The 14,650-nt window shown below is 30.8% G+C and carries 17 protein-coding genes and 7 pseudogenes; 22 read left to right on the top strand and 2 right to left on the bottom strand.

Translation table 11 applies throughout. The features are described 5' to 3' along the window. Nucleotides 1-35 precede the first annotated feature (35 nt). From lspA to PWK10_RS06755, 4 genes and pseudogenes are all read left to right on the top strand, one after another. Nucleotides 36-506: a signal peptidase II gene (lspA, locus tag PWK10_RS06770; protein WP_274767767.1), complete on the top strand. Its 471-nt coding sequence runs from the start codon at nucleotides 36-38 to the stop codon at nucleotides 504-506. Continuing rightward, nucleotides 494-1,408 (top strand): annotated as a pseudogene (locus tag PWK10_RS06765) (RluA family pseudouridine synthase). The gene lspA and the pseudogene PWK10_RS06765 overlap by 13 nt, the downstream one beginning before the upstream one ends. A 12-nt stretch (nucleotides 1,409-1,420) precedes the next feature. Continuing rightward, a pseudogene (pyrR, locus tag PWK10_RS06760) lies at nucleotides 1,421-1,956 on the top strand (bifunctional pyr operon transcriptional regulator/uracil phosphoribosyltransferase PyrR). A 70-nt stretch (nucleotides 1,957-2,026) separates the two neighbouring features. Next, nucleotides 2,027-3,631: pseudogene (locus tag PWK10_RS06755) on the top strand (DEAD/DEAH box helicase). Between the two features lie 329 nt (nucleotides 3,632-3,960). On the opposite strand, the pseudogene PWK10_RS18485 reads toward PWK10_RS06755, so the two are convergent. Both PWK10_RS18485 and PWK10_RS06745 read right to left on the bottom strand, forming a co-directional pair. Next, nucleotides 3,961-4,738, bottom strand: a pseudogene (locus tag PWK10_RS18485) (NFACT family protein). A 52-nt stretch (nucleotides 4,739-4,790) separates the two neighbouring features. Next, the gene (locus PWK10_RS06745) at nucleotides 4,791-5,363 is read right to left on the bottom strand and encodes an Rqc2 family fibronectin-binding protein (protein WP_274767766.1); all 573 of its coding nucleotides are present in this window, start codon (nucleotides 5,361-5,363) and stop codon (nucleotides 4,791-4,793) included. 72 nt (nucleotides 5,364-5,435) lie between these two features. Between PWK10_RS06745 and dapF (PWK10_RS06740) the strand changes: the two genes are divergently transcribed. The 18 genes and pseudogenes from dapF (PWK10_RS06740) (at nucleotide 5,436) to fmt (ending at nucleotide 14,650) form a co-directional block, all read left to right on the top strand. Beyond that, nucleotides 5,436-5,714 carry a diaminopimelate epimerase gene (gene dapF / locus PWK10_RS06740; protein WP_274767765.1) on the top strand — a complete coding sequence of 93 codons (279 nt, stop codon included), beginning with the start codon at nucleotides 5,436-5,438 and terminating at the stop codon, nucleotides 5,712-5,714. Continuing rightward, nucleotides 5,711-5,902 carry a hypothetical protein gene (locus tag PWK10_RS06735; protein ID WP_274767764.1) on the top strand — a complete coding sequence of 64 codons (192 nt, stop codon included), beginning with the start codon at nucleotides 5,711-5,713 and terminating at the stop codon, nucleotides 5,900-5,902. The genes dapF (PWK10_RS06740) and PWK10_RS06735 overlap by 4 nt, the downstream gene beginning before the upstream one ends. Further along, complete coding sequence (dapF, locus tag PWK10_RS06730; RefSeq protein WP_274767763.1) at nucleotides 5,902-6,261, top strand: diaminopimelate epimerase; 360 nt, start codon at nucleotides 5,902-5,904, stop codon at nucleotides 6,259-6,261. The genes PWK10_RS06735 and dapF (PWK10_RS06730) overlap by 1 nt, the downstream gene beginning before the upstream one ends. A gap of 272 nt (nucleotides 6,262-6,533) precedes the next feature. Next, a complete protein-coding gene (locus tag PWK10_RS18480) occupies nucleotides 6,534-6,875 on the top strand; it encodes an aminotransferase class I/II-fold pyridoxal phosphate-dependent enzyme (protein ID WP_342455710.1) in 342 nt (113 codons plus the stop codon). Between the two features lie 111 nt (nucleotides 6,876-6,986). Further along, nucleotides 6,987-7,460, top strand: a complete 474-nt coding sequence (locus tag PWK10_RS18475; RefSeq protein WP_342455709.1) for an aminotransferase class I/II-fold pyridoxal phosphate-dependent enzyme — start codon at nucleotides 6,987-6,989, stop codon at nucleotides 7,458-7,460. Nucleotides 7,461-7,574: 114 nt separating this feature from the next. Continuing rightward, a pseudogene (locus PWK10_RS19560) lies at nucleotides 7,575-8,448 on the top strand (YicC/YloC family endoribonuclease). Nucleotides 8,449-8,463: 15 nt separating this feature from the next. Next, entirely contained in the window at nucleotides 8,464-8,748 is a 285-nt protein-coding gene (gene remA / locus PWK10_RS06700; RefSeq protein ID WP_008909433.1) for an extracellular matrix/biofilm regulator RemA, read from the top strand. A gap of 18 nt (nucleotides 8,749-8,766) precedes the next feature. After that, nucleotides 8,767-9,375, top strand: a complete 609-nt coding sequence (gmk, locus tag PWK10_RS06695) for a guanylate kinase (RefSeq protein ID WP_274767759.1) — start codon at nucleotides 8,767-8,769, stop codon at nucleotides 9,373-9,375. Between the two features lie 3 nt (nucleotides 9,376-9,378). Further along, nucleotides 9,379-9,609: a DNA-directed RNA polymerase subunit omega gene (rpoZ, locus tag PWK10_RS06690; RefSeq protein WP_008909435.1), complete on the top strand. Its 231-nt coding sequence runs from the start codon at nucleotides 9,379-9,381 to the stop codon at nucleotides 9,607-9,609. 15 nt (nucleotides 9,610-9,624) lie between these two features. Further along, on the top strand, nucleotides 9,625-10,818 hold the full coding sequence (coaBC, locus tag PWK10_RS06685) for a bifunctional phosphopantothenoylcysteine decarboxylase/phosphopantothenate--cysteine ligase CoaBC (protein WP_274767758.1): 1,194 nt from the start codon (nucleotides 9,625-9,627) through the stop codon (nucleotides 10,816-10,818). Between the two features lie 30 nt (nucleotides 10,819-10,848). Then, nucleotides 10,849-11,105, top strand: a pseudogene (locus tag PWK10_RS06680) (primosomal protein N' family DNA-binding protein); the annotation flags it as partial. A 30-nt stretch (nucleotides 11,106-11,135) separates the two neighbouring features. Further along, entirely contained in the window at nucleotides 11,136-11,345 is a 210-nt protein-coding gene (locus PWK10_RS06675; RefSeq protein WP_274768391.1) for a hypothetical protein, read from the top strand. Between the two features lie 26 nt (nucleotides 11,346-11,371). Further along, a complete protein-coding gene (locus tag PWK10_RS06670; RefSeq protein ID WP_274767757.1) occupies nucleotides 11,372-11,683 on the top strand; it encodes a hypothetical protein in 312 nt (103 codons plus the stop codon). Next, nucleotides 11,656-12,237: a DEAD/DEAH box helicase gene (locus tag PWK10_RS06665; protein WP_342455707.1), complete on the top strand. Its 582-nt coding sequence runs from the start codon at nucleotides 11,656-11,658 to the stop codon at nucleotides 12,235-12,237. Before PWK10_RS06670 ends, PWK10_RS06665 begins: the two co-directional genes overlap by 28 nt. 64 nt (nucleotides 12,238-12,301) lie before the next feature. Beyond that, nucleotides 12,302-12,679, top strand: coding sequence for a hypothetical protein (locus PWK10_RS06660; RefSeq protein WP_342455706.1), 378 nt, complete (start codon nucleotides 12,302-12,304; stop codon nucleotides 12,677-12,679). Further along, nucleotides 12,565-13,257 (top strand): helicase-related protein, encoded by a 693-nt coding sequence (locus PWK10_RS06655; protein WP_342455705.1) that lies wholly within the window; start codon nucleotides 12,565-12,567, stop codon nucleotides 13,255-13,257. Before PWK10_RS06660 ends, PWK10_RS06655 begins: the two co-directional genes overlap by 115 nt. 14 nt (nucleotides 13,258-13,271) lie before the next feature. Then, a complete protein-coding gene (gene def / locus PWK10_RS06650) occupies nucleotides 13,272-13,724 on the top strand; it encodes a peptide deformylase (RefSeq protein ID WP_008909438.1) in 453 nt (150 codons plus the stop codon). Beyond that, a pseudogene (gene fmt / locus PWK10_RS06645) lies at nucleotides 13,724-14,650 on the top strand (methionyl-tRNA formyltransferase). The gene def and the pseudogene fmt overlap by 1 nt, the downstream one beginning before the upstream one ends.

The following is a 14,650-nucleotide window of genomic DNA, read 5'->3' as shown; positions in this document are numbered from 1 at the left end:
TTATGTTAATAGCTAAATAAGAAATGGGGGATGTTATGCAGATCTTGTATATTTTACTTCTTGTAATTATAGACCATATAACAAAATACATAGCAAAAATTCAATTATCTTACGGAAAGTCCGTCACGTTAATTGATGGCTTTTTAGAACTTATATATGTTGAAAATAGAGGGGCAGCCTTTGGAATCTTAAAAAATAAAAAATTTTTTCTTGTAGGAATAACTACGATTGCTATTATAGGAATGATCTATTATTTAGTTAGGACCACAAATCTGAATAAGTGGGAAAGAATGAGCCTTATTTTTATAATATCTGGTGCTATTGGCAATTTGATAGACCGCATATTTAGAGGTTATGTAGTTGACTTTATCCATTTTTACATAAAAGATATATTTGATTGGCCTGTGTTTAATATCGCCGATATTTTAGTAGTCATTGGTGCTATAATTTTAGCTTTTTCGATTTTATTTTTAAAAAATGATGGAGTGATGCTATGGCTGAAATAAGAACATTTTTGGTGGAAAGTAACGATGTGGGAAAACGAATTGATGTTTTTTAAGTGAAAAAATTGAAGATATGTCAAGGTCAAGAATACAAAAGTTAATTGAAGATAATAAAATTAAGGTGAATGCAAAGGAAATTAAGAGCAATTATAAAATAAAAAATGGTGATGAGATTACTGTTGAAGTTCCGAAACCTGTAATGTTACAAATACAAGCAGAGGATATTGACATTGATATATTATACGAAGATGATGACATTGTTGTTGTTAACAAGCCTCAAGGAATGGTCGTTCATCCTGCGGCAGGTAACTACACAGGAACTTTAGTGAATGCTCTTTTAAAAAGTGTAAGACTTTATCAAGCATTAATGGTGTGATAAGGCCTGGAATAGTTCATAGAATTGATAAAGATACCTCTGGGGTGCTAGTTGTAGCTAAAAACGATTATGCTCATCAACATCTAGCTGAGCAGATAAAGGAGCACACGGTAAAAAGAGTATATATTGCTTTAACCGAAGGGGTTATAAAACAAGATCAAGGAACAATTGATAAACCAATAGGAAGGCATCCTATACATAGAAAAAGATGGCAGTTATTGAAAATGGCAAAAGGGCAGTAACTCACTTTAAGGTTTTAGAAAGATATAAGGAAAACACATTAGTCGAGGCACGACTAGAGACGGGAAGAACCCATCAAATTAGGGTTCATATGGCATATATTGGGTATCCATTGGTAGGTGATCCGGTTTATGGGTTTAAAAAACAAAAATTTAATTTAAAAGGACAGGCTTTACATGCGATGGTATTGGGCTTCATTCATCCAAGAACCGGTGAGTATATGGAGTTTTCATCACCGTTGCCTGATTATTTCCAGAATTTGATTGAAAAATTGCGAAGGATGTCATGAGGAGGTATGAAGATGAAGGAAAAGGCTATGCTCTTAGATGAAAATAGTATAATTAGGGCATTAAAGAGAATATCCCATGAGATAATTGAAAAAAATAAAGGTGTTGAAGATGTGGTTCTTTTAGGCATTAAGACGAGGGGGTTCCTCTAGCTAAAAGAATTGCAAAATTCATTGAGTCCTTTGAGGGGCAAAAGGTTTTAGTTGGAGAAATAGATATATCATTTTATAGGGATGACTTGACAGAAAAATATATAGAGCCTATGGTAAAGACAAACAAATTAGAATTTGACATTAATGGGAAAAGAGTTGTCCTAGTAGATGATGTTATTTTTACTGGCAGAACGGTAAGAGCTGCACTGGATGCTGTAATAGATTTAGGAAGACCTAAAGCAATTCAGCTTGCAGTTTTAATAGATAGGGGACATAGGGAACTACCTATAAGACCTGATTATGTTGGCAAGAATGTTCCAACATCATTAAATGAAGTTGTTGAAGTCAAGCTATATGAAACCGATGGTGAAGATAAAGTGATTATTTTAGAAAAATAATTTAACTTTATAAGATAGATGCCGGTTTATCCGGCATAATTTTTAGCATAATAATTAATGAGGTGATAATATGGAAAAAATTAAATTTGAAGAACTAAATTTATCCAAGGAAATATTAAAGGCAATTGAAGAATTAGGATATGAAGAAGCAACGCCTATTCAAGCAAAAACCATTCCAATAATACTTCAAGGTAAGGATATTATTGGTCAGGCACAAACTGGGACAGGAAAAACAGCTGCCTTTGGGATCCCAACGCTTGAAAAGATTGATCCATCTAAGAAAACTATTCAAGCTTTGATACTGTGTCCAACAAGAGAATTAGCTATTCAAGTTTCAGAGGAATTAAAAAAGTTATCAAAATATAAAAAAGCCATAGGTATTTTACCAATATATGGTGGACAATCGATTGAAAGGCAAATACAGTCCTTGAAAAAGGGGTAAACATAATAATAGGAACTCCAGGAAGATGTATAGACCATATCGAAAGGGGAACATTGAAGCTTGAAGATATCAAACTCTTTATATTAGATGAAGCGGACGAAATGCTCAATATGGGATTTATTGAGGACATAGAATTTATTCTAGATAAAACACCAAAGGATAAACAGACTTTGTTATTTTCTGCTACGATGCCAGATCCTATACTAAAGTTAACAAAAAATATCTTAAAAATCCAGAACATATTAAAGTTGTTCATAAGGAATTAACGGTTCCTACCATTGAACAGATTTATTTTGAGGTTAAAGAAGCACATAAGATTGAGATTTTATCAAGGCTTTTAGATATATATAATCCTAAATTAGCTTTAGTATTTTGTAATACAAAGAAAAAAGTAGATGAAGTTGTATCAAGCCTACAGGCAAGGGGATATCTTGCGGATGCTCTACATGGAGACATGAAACAAAATCAAAGGGATAGGGTTATGGCTAAATTCCGTTCAGGAACTATTGATGTTCTTGTGGCAACTGATGTAGCTGCAAGAGGAATTGATGTTGAAGATGTAGAGATAGTTTTTAATTACGACGTTCCTCAGGATGAAGAATATTATGTCCACAGAATAGGTAGAACAGGAAGAGCAGGAAGGGAAGGAAAGGCCTTTACATTTGTTTCTGGAAAGGATATATATAAACTTAGGGATATTCAAAGATATACTAAAACAAAAATAAAGCTTCAAAAATTCCTACCTTACACGATGTTGAGGAAAGTAGAACAAGTAAAATTATTGATAGGATTAAAGAATCCATCAACGAAGGTAATCTGGAAAAATATAGCGACATTATTGAAAGAATAATAGATGATGAATATACATCCCTTGATGTTGCTGCTGCTCTACTTAAAATAGTAATGAGTGAAGATAAAAGGTATGATGAAATTGAGGATGCCTTTGAAGGCACTGGAGCAGAACCAGGCATGGTAAGGTTGTTTGTTAACGTAGGAAAGAATCATAAAATAAGCCCAAGAGATATAGTTGGGGCAATAGCTGATAAGGTTAAGTTACCAGGTGATTTGATTGGAAGAATAGATATTTTTGATAAATTTTCATTTGTAGAAGTCCCAACAGATTATGCTAATGAAGTCTTAGATATCATGAAGAATAATACAATTAAGGGTAAAAAGGTAAATATTGAAATTGCAAAAATAAATAAAGGGCTACAGCATGTAGCCCCATTTTAATTATTCAATCTTTTTTAAATTTTTTATTTTTAGTTCATCTGGAGTAACATAGATAGTTCTATTGGTATAATATATTACCATTCCAGGCTTTGCGCCGGAGGGTTTTTTACATTTTTATAGAAGTCCAGTCGACGGGAACATTGGTTGAATTTTTACCTTTGCTATAATATGCTGCAAGGTAGGCAGCTTCTAATAAAGCCTGTTCGCTCACAAAGCCCGATCTTGATTTAATTATTACGTGGGATCCTGGGATATTTTTGTATGTAACCAAATGTCATCTTTATTTGCAAATTTTAAAGTTAAATAATCATTTTGGATATTGTTTTTACCTACATAAATATCAAAGCCGTCGCTTGAAATATAATGATGTGGGGCTGATTTAATTTGTTTTTTGTATTTTTCCTTTGCTTTAAATAACCAGAAGACATTAGTTCATGTTTAATTTCTTCTAATGTATCAATATCGTTAGCGTTTTCTATACTATATAAGATGCCTTCTAAGTATTCTTTTTCTTGAAGGGCTTCTTTTAATTGCTTTTCTAATATTTCGGTTGTTGCTTTGTATTTGGCATATTTTTTATAGTATTCTTGAGCATTTTCAACTGCATTAAGGTTTTCATTTAGAGGTATGTTAATAAGGGTTAAATCTTTATCATAAAAATTTGGTAAACTAATTTCTTTTTGATTAGACTTAATGCTATATTGATTTGCCATCAATATATCTGCATAAATTTTAAAATTTTCATATCCTTGGCATTCGGATATTTTGTTATTGTAAGCTTCGATTTTTTTATGTTTTTTCTAATAAAGTTTTTATTAATTTTATGAGATCGCTATATTTATGCTTAAGGGTATCTTGGATATCCTTTTGATTATAAAATTTATCCAGTAATTCTGAGGGAGAATTTAGTATTTCTTTTTGATAATTTTTATAATTTTCAAGGTCAAAAATGTAATAGTCTATTAGTCTATTGTCTTGAGAATATAAAATATATAGAAAATCATTGCTTTTTATCTTTGCTAAAAAGTAGAAGAAATTATTTTTAATAATAAGCTTATCATTATCGGATAAATCTTTTATATTTTTATCCTCAAAACTTTTGCATATTTCAGCACTTAATTGTTTGCTAAGGCCTAAAAATGTTTCAGAAAAAAATTAATTAATTTTTTAGAAGGATTTTTACTATTAAATTTTCGAAAGTTTGTGCATCTATTTCAAGTGGATTTATTCTCCCTTGATTTGGTGGAAAAACATAATCCACTCCCGGGAGAACAAGTCTATATCTATTCATATCACTACCAAGGTGTTTAATAGCATCGATAATTTTATATTTTTCATCGAGAAGTATTATATTGCTATGTTTTCCCATAATCTCTATAATAATATAATAATATGAAGAATAGCCTAGTTCATCCTTACCTTCAAATTTAATTTCAACAATTCTGTCAAAATTTATCTGTTTTATATCCTCCAAGCGAGAGTTTTGTAAATATTTCCTTAATACCATTACAAAATTGGGTGCAGTCTGGGGATTTTCTTTGTTAATATTAGTTATTTGAATTCTCGGATAGGATGGATTAGAAGATAGAAGTAATTTATAATTGATTTTATCCTTTTTAAGATTTATTAATAAATCATCTTTAGTGGGTTGATGAATTTTATCAACTCTTGCACCTTTTAAATTAGATATTTCCTTTACTATGGCTCGAGTGAAAGCGCCGTCAAATGGCATGAATGTTCCCCCTTTCTTAAAGTCATAATTGATTATAGCATTTAACTTATAAATGTAAAAGGAGGTTTTAATATGTATTTTGCAAAAATGCATGGATTAGGTAATGATTTTATTGTAATAAATAATTTAGACGGAAGAAATATTGACTATTCAAATTTGGCAAGAAAAATATGCGATAGGCATTTTGGTATTGGTGCTGATGGCCTTTTAGTAGTAGAAAAGTCAAAGATTGCAGATATAAAAATGCTCATATTTAACAGCGATGGTAGTCAAGCTGAAATGTGTGGAAATGGAATAAGATGTTTTGCAAAATATGTGTTTGAAAAAGAGATACTAAAAAAGAAAAAATGATTATTGAAACTTTAGCAGGAATTATGGTTGCGGAACTAAAAATTAATAATTCTTTAGTTAATTTTGTTAAAATTAATATGGGAAAACCTCAAATTAATAATATCGAAAGTATTTTCAATTTAAAGGTAGATAATTTAAATTATGAAATAAATTTAAATGAAAAAAATTCATCGCTTCAACTTTATTGATGGGAGTTCCCCATACGATAATATATACTGAAGATATTAAAGATGAAGATATTTTAATTTTTGGACCTCAAATTGAAAAATTGGATTTTTATCCTTATAAGACAAATGTTAATTTTGTAAAAGTGATAAGCAATAAAAAAATTAAGGTAAAAACTTGGGAAAGGGGAGCTGGACTTACACTTGCTTGTGGGACAGGATCCTGTGCTTCAGTGGTTGCAGCATACTTAAATGGCTTAACAAACAATTTAGTTGAGGTAGAACTTGAAGCTGGAAGCTTATTTATAGAGTATAATGATGATGTTTATATGGAAGGTCCTGCTGAATTTATATGTGAAGGGAATTTTTTGAGTAACCTCTGAAAACCTCCGGAATATTATAATATTAGTAAATTTCTGGAGGGATTTTTTTGAAATTATCAAATAGGATATCAGCAATTCCACATTATGTTTTTGCAAGATTAGAAGAATATAAAAGGAATTTGAAAAAATGATATTAAAATAATCGATTTAAGCATAGGGGATCCGGATATAAAAACACCTCAGTTTATAGTTGATGAATTAATTCATGCCCTTAATAGAAAAGATTTTTATAAATATCCGCCCTATAGTGGAACTAATGAGCTAAAAAATCAATTGCAAACTTTTATAAAAGACATTTTGATGTTGATTTAGACTATGAAAATGAAGTTGGAATACTAATTGGAGCAAAGGAAGGGATAGCACATTTAATAATGGCACTAACAGACCCAGGAGATTACTGTATAATCCCTGATCCGGGTTATCCTGTTTATTTTTATTCATCATTAATTGCAGGATGCATTCCTTATAAGATATATTTACAACGAGAAAGGGACTATATGCCTAATTTATATGGGATCCATAATGAGGTAGTAAGAAAAGCTAAAATATTAATAGTTAATTATCCTAATAATCCTACAGGAGCTTGTGGGAATTTAGAGTTTTTTCTGAATTAATTAATTTTGGAATTAAAAATGATATAGCAATAGTGAATGACGCAGCTTATGTAAATTTAGTAACGGATGAAAGATATAAAAAAGCATATTACAAGTTGAAGGGGCTAAAAAATAGCTGTTGAAATTGGAAGTTTATCAAAGAGTTATAATATGCCTGGTTGGAGAATTGGATATATTGTAGGTAATAAGGAGATAATAAAAAGACTATCAATTATAAAATCAAATATTGATTCTGGTCAGTTTTTGCCTATTCAATTAGCTGCGTCAAAAGCCCTTGATTATGGTGATTATTTTATAAGTTATATGAATAGTGTTTATGGGGAAAGGCGAAAAATTGTTAATAGCATATTAAAACAAGGGAATTTTGATATCTATGATAGTAAAGGGACATTTTATGTATGGTTTAAAGTTCCTGATGGTTATTCTTCAGAGGAATTTTGTGAAATAATTTTAAAAAAGGCACAAGTTATGATTACTCCTGGTAATGCCTTTGGAGATATGGGAGAGGGATTTTGTAGGATTTCATTGACCTTTCAAACAGATATTTTAAAATCAGCAGCAGAAAGAATTATAAAAATTATTTAGGGCATGCATTGCATGTCCAATTTAAATTTTAATTTGAACTTGAAAAAATGATATATTATTATGTATAATTAGGAAGAATGTAATATATTTATATACTAACGGTAGGTGAAAAATATGATAAAAAGTATGACTGGCTATGGAAGAGGAGAATGTGAAGAAAATAATAGACGATTTGTAATTGAGTTAAAATCAGTAAACAATAGATATTTAGATATTAACATAAGGCTACCAAAACATTTAATATCTTTAGAGGATAACATAAGAAAATACATATCTTCAAGGGTATCTAGAGGGAAAATAGATGTCTTTGTAAGTCAAGAAAAATTTAGTGATGACGATATAAAAGTTGTTTTAGATGAACAGGTAGCAAGTTATTATTATAATGTTTATTCTGAGCTTAAAAGAAATTCAATCTTCAAGAGGAGATTACTCTTTCACTTCTTGCTAAGGCACCTGACGTAATTATTATCGAAAAAATGAGGATGATGTCGAAATAGTTTGGGATACTATGAAAAAGCTTTAGATGAAGCTTTATCTGTATTTATTGACATGAGAACTAAAGAAGGTTTAAAATTAAAACAAGATATTTTAGAAAGATGTATGATCATAAGTGAAAAGGTGAATTTGATAGAAAAAAGAAGTCCTAGTATAATTGATGAGTATAGAGAAAAGATAAAATTAAGGGTTTCTGAGTTTTTAAAGGATGTAGAAATAGATGAGTCTAGGTTGTTAAATGAAGTAGCATTTTTGCTGATAAAGTTAATATTGATGAAGAAATAACGAGATTAAAAAGCCATATTGAACAATTACGATTATCCTTAGAAAGCGATGAAGCTGTCGGAAGAAAACTGGATTTTTAATACAAGAAATGAATAGAGAAACAAATACTATAGGCTCAAAGGCAAATGACTTAAGTATAGCAAATTTAGTTATAGATATAAAAAGCGAATTAGAAAAAATTAGGGAACAAGTTCAAAATATAGAATAATTAGGAGGTTAAAGTATGGGTATAAAACTAATAAATATAGGCTTTGGAAATATAGTTTCCGCCAACAGGCTTGTGGCCATTGTAAGCCCAGAATCTGCACCAATAAAAAGGATAATTCAAGAAGCAAGGGATAGAGGTATGCTTATTGATGCAACTTACGGTAGAAGAACAAGGGCTGTTATAATTACAGATAGTGACCACATTATTTTGTCAGCTGTTCAACCTGAGACGGTGGCTCATAGACTAACATCAAAGGATGTTGAGGAGGATATAGAAGATACTGAAGATGATGAAGAATAATAAAGAAAGGAGTATATGATGCAAAGGCAAGGATTATTAATAGTAATTTCAGGTCCATCAGGTGCGGGGAAGGGAACAATATGTAAAGCTTTGTTACAAAAGAATAAGGATTTAAAGATATCTGTTTCATGCACCACAAGATCACCAAGAGAAGGTGAAAGGGAAGGTATTAACTATTATTTTGTATCAAAGGAAAAATTTCAAGATATGATAGAAAAAAATGAGTTTTTAGAATATGCTACTGTCTATGGTAACTATTATGGAACTCCCAGAAAATATGTGGAAGAGGAACTTAAAAAGGGTAATGATGTTATATTGGAAATTGACATTCAAGGGGCTCTAATGGTTAAAGAAAGATATCCAGAAGGAGTGTTTATATTTATTTTACCACCATCTATGGAGGAACTAAAAAACAGAATAATAAAACGTGGATCTGAAACAGAAGATTCTTTAAATACAAGATTTACAGCGGCATTTGAAGAAATAAAATATATGTCTAAATATGATTATGCCGTTGTTAATGACTATGTTGATGAGGCTGTTAAAAAGATTGAATGTATAATTGTTGCAGAAAAATGCAAGTGCAATAGAATGTTAAGAGCAGGATATTTTGAGCAGGAGGGATAATGTATGCATATTAGTAAAGAAAGCTCAATGATTAATCCACCTATATTATCGCTTTTAGAAAAAATAGATAACAGATACTCTTTGGTTGTTGTTACTGCAAAAAGAGCAAGACAATTAGTTGCAGGGGAAGAACCTTTAGTTAAGGTTGATTCTAATCAACCTGTTACAATTGCAATTCATGAAATCAATAAGGGGAAAATCAAATATCACGCTGTTAAAACCGGAATTAAGTAATGTTGAGGTGTTAGTATGTCTAAAAATGTTGTTTTGGGTGTGACGGGAGGTATAGCCGCATACAAAGCACTTGACTTAGTAAGTAAACTTAGGAAAAAGGATATTAATGTTGATGTGATAATGACAGAATCGGCTACAAAGTTTGTAACTCCGTTAAGTTTTCAGTCTTTAAGTCAAAACCAGGTTATAGTTGACATGTTTTTAGAGCCAAAGAGCTGGGAAATACAACATATCTCATTGGCTGATAAGGCGGATGTTTTAGCAATTGTTCCTGCCACTGCAAATGTTATAGGTAAAATTGCTAATGGTATAGCCGATGATATGCTTACTACAACAGCCATGGCAACAAAGGCACCTGTTTTAATAGCACCTGCAATGAATGTTAATATGTATGAAAACCCTATAGTTCAAAGGAATATCCAAATATTAAAACAATACGGTTATCATATTATAGAACCGATAGAAGGAAGGCTTGCCTGCGGATATGTAGGAAAGGGCAAGTTAAATGATATTGATTTGATATTTGATTATATTGAAATGCTTCTTGAAAAGAAAAAAGACTATTTAGGCAAAAAGGTTCTTGTGACTGCAGGTCCAACTGTTGAATATATTGATCCTGTAAGATTTATATCTAATAGGTCATCAGGAAAAATGGGGTATGCAATTGCAAGAGCAGCTAGAAACAGAGGTGCAGAGGTAATCTTAATTACAGGACCTACTAATATAGCACCACCGGTGGGTGTAAAAGTCATTAGAGTAAAGACAGCAGAGGAAATGTTTAAAGAAGTAATGAAATATTATCCAGAAGTTGATATTGCTATAAAGGCAGCTGCAGTTGCCGATTATAAAGTTGAAGGGACAAGCAAGGTTAAGATAAAGAAAACAGAAGATTCCTTTGAATTAAAGTTAATAAAAAATAAAGATATTTTACAGGAGATGGGAAAAGCAAAATCTAAGCAGATACTTGTTGGATTTGCAGCAGAGACAAACGATTTAATTAAAAATGCAAAGCTTAAATTAGAAGGAAAAAATTTAGATATGATAATTGCTAATGATGTAACAGAAGAAAATTCAGGTTTTGATCATGATACAAATACTGTTAAGATTATTAAGAATGATGGACAAATTATTCAGCTTCCTAATATGTTAAAGGAGGAACTAGCAAACATTATATTAAATTATATCTTGGAATTAAAAGTTAAGCGCTAAGGCGCTTTTATTTCTTTTAGGAGGGTTTGCATGAAAATAGCCTCTATTATATTAAATACAAATCTTAAAGAACTTGATAAAGAGTTTGATTACATAGTGCCTGAAGAGTTTGATGATTTAGTTGAAAGAGGGAAAAGAGTTATCGTCCCCTTTGGATTAGGAAATAAATTAGTAGAGGGTTTAGTATTAAATATAAAGGAATATTCAGGTGTTGAGAATGAACTCAAAAAATATACGATATATTAGATGAAAATATAATTATTGATGATAAAACGATCGAAATAGCAATAAAAATTAAAGAACGTTATCTTTGCACTTTGTTTGAAGCTATTAAATTGTTCTTGCCTCCCAATAATGTTAAAACAAAAATTTATGTTAAAAGATTTAAATTTGACGAAAAGTATGAACAAAGATATGAATTCTTAAGGTATATTGAGAATGAATTTGTTCCTTTAGAAAAAATAGAAAAATTAATTGGATACAGCATTAAAAGGACGCAGCTTTTAAATCTTTATAAAAAGGCTTAATTGAAATTAAAGAAACTATAGATTTAATGGTAAAACCTAAAAAGGAACTTATATACAGTTTAGTTGATATAAATGATGCTTATAATTTTATAGAAGTAAATAAAAATTCTAAAAGGTATGAAAAACATATCTGGACTTTAAATCAATTAATAAATAATAATGGTTCTTTATCATCAAGAGTGTTGAAAAGTAGTAATAACTGTTCTTCCTCAGTATTAAATACATTAATTAATAGAGGATTAATTAAAAAGGAATACGTTGAGGTTTTTAGAAACCCATATAATGAAGAGTATAAATATAATAAAATCGAATTAAATTTAGAACAAAAAAAGCAATAGATGAGATTTTAGCTGCTTATAATAACGGAAAGAATACCTCACTAATTTATGGGGTTACTGGTTCAGGAAAAACAGAAATTTATCTTTCTTTGATAGAAAGATTTCTAAAAAATGGTTATGGGGCAATAGTTTTAGTCCCAGAGATTTCTCTGACTCCTCAAACGGTGGAAAGATTTAAAGGAAGGTTCGGTTCAAATGTAGCAATTATACATAGTAGGCTTTCTGAAGGAGAACGCTTTGATGAATGGAGAAGAATTTATAATGGAGAAGTAAGTTTGGTTATTGGAGCAAGGTCTGCAGTTTTTGCTCCAGTAAAAAATTTAAAACTGATTATTATTGATGAAGAACACGAACATACTTACAAATCTGAAATAACTCCAAAATATGATGCAAGATATGTAGCAAAACTAAGAATTGAGGCAACCAATGGTTTATTAATATTAGGTTCTGCAACACCATCGTTAGAAAGTTACTATAATGCTAAAAATGGCAAATATCATCTAATTGAAATATTAAAAGGGCAAATAGCAACATTCTCCCAGAAGTCACTATAGTTGATATGAAAAAGAATTAAAAAATGGTAATAGAAGTGTTTTTAGTAAAAAACTTTTAGAAGAAATCTCTATTAATTTACAAGAAAGAAATCAAACGATTCTATTTATAAACAGGAGAGGTTATTCGACCTTCGTTTCCTGTAGATCCTGCGGATATGTTGCTAAGTGCTCCGATTGTGATATAACATTAACATATCACTATTATAATAATACCTTAAATTGCCATTATTGTGGTAAGGATTATAATATTCCCAATGTATGTCCTAAATGCGGAAGCAAATATATTAAATACTTTGGAGCCGGAACAGAAAAGATAGAAAATGAAATATTAAAATACTTTCCAGATGCACGCGTATTAAGAATGGACATGGATACAACAAAAATAAAGGCGCCCATGAAAAAATTTATAAAGCCTTTAAAAATGGTGAAGCGGATATATTAATTGGGACCCAAATGATTGCTAAAGGAATGGATTTTAAAAACGTTACTTTAGTTGGCATTATCACAGCAGATACCATTCTTAATTTGCCAGATTATAAATCAGCAGAGAGGACATTTCAACTTATATCCCAGGTTTCGGGAAGGGCAGGTAGAGGAGATAAATTAGGTAAAGTTATTATTCAAACGTATGATCCAGAAAATCCTATAATTCAATTTGCAAGTCAGCATGATTTTAAAAATTTTTATGAGTATGAAATAAAAATGAGACAAATTATGAATAACCCTCCCTTTACCGATATAATATATGTTTTACTAACATCTCAAAATGAAAATGAGCTAATAAAGACTTCAAATAAATTGCGATATATTTTTGAAGAAGCCCTAAAACACGAAGATGTAAAAATCTTAGGACCATCGCCCTGTCATATTTCTAAAATAAAGAATACTTTTAGATGGAATATGATTTTTAAAGGTAAAGTGGTAGAATATTATTATAAAATAAACAAAATATTGTATAATGAATTAGGAAATAGTCCGATTTCTTTTTCGATGGATATAAATCCAAACAATATGCTTTGATAGGAGGTAATTATATGGCAATTAGAAGGATAAGAACAATTGGGGATGATGTTCTAAGGAAGATAAGCAAACCTGTTGAAAAAATCGACAATAAAATTTTGACTTTAATAGATGACATGGTGGATACCATGTATGAAGCAAATGGAGTGGGACTTGCAGCACCTCAAGTTGGAATTTTAAAACGAATAATAGTTGTTGATGTTGGTGAAGGACTTTATAAACTTATTAACCCAGAAATTGTTTTTGAGGAAGGAGAACAAGTGGACGAAGAGGGATGCTTAAGTATTCCAAACAGAAGTGGAACTGTAAAACGTCCTAAAAAAGTTAAAGTTAAAGCATTGAACGAAAGAGGAGAGGAAGTAATTTTAGATGCAGAAGATCTTTTTGCAAGAGCAATATGCCACGAAATCGACCATTTAAACGGAGTGCTTTATATAGATAGAATAGAGAGTGATGAGGTGATCTAATGAGGACAATTTTCATGGGAACTCCTGACTTTGCTGTGCCAACTTTGAATAATTTGATTAAAAATCATGAAGTTTTGGCAGTGTTTACTCAACCGGATAAACCTAAAGGAAGGGGACAAAAATGCAACCTCCACCTGTAAAGGAGGTTGCACTTAAAAATAATATTCCAGTATATCAACCACAAAAATTAAGAAATAACGATGAAGTAATTGATTTAATTAAAAAATTAAATCCAGATGTTATCGTTGTAGTTGCATACGGACAGATTTTACCAAAAGCGATACTTGAAATTCCTAAATATGGGTGTATTAATGTCCATGCATCATTGCTCCCAAAGTTAAGAGGTGCTGCACCTATCAATTGGGCTATAATAAACGGATTTAAAACAACTGGAGTTACTACGATGCTTATGGATGTAGGTTTAGATACTGGTGATATGCTTTTAAAAAGGAAATCGAGATAAAAGATGATGAAACAGCAGGAGAATTGCACGATAGATTGATGATCATTGGTGCAGATTTGCTTATTGAAACTTTGAAAAAATTGAAGAGGGAAGCATTGTTCCTCAAAAACAGGAGGATTCCCTATCAAGTTATGCACCAATGCTTACTAAGGAAATGGGACATGTAAAATGGGATGGGGATAACAATAAAATCTATAATCTTATTAGGGGATTATTACCTTGGCCAGGGGCTTATTTCTATTATAAAAACAATATGATAAAAATATGGAAAGCTAAAATTGGAAATAATAATATTAGCGATATTCCAGGTAAGATACTTAATGTTACAAGGGACGGCATTGAAATCGCTTGTAAAGAAGGCTCAATAATTATAACTGAGCTGCAGGAGATGGGCGGCAAACGCATGTCTGTAGACTCTTATTTGAATGGACATCAAATAGAAGTTGGAAGTATCGTAGAGTAA

The organism is Caloramator sp. Dgby_cultured_2 (genome assembly GCF_028872215.1).
In the GTDB taxonomy this organism is placed as follows: domain Bacteria; phylum Bacillota; class Clostridia; order Clostridiales; family Caloramatoraceae; genus Caloramator; species Caloramator australicus.
This window is presented reverse-complemented; position numbering and strand designations above follow the sequence as displayed.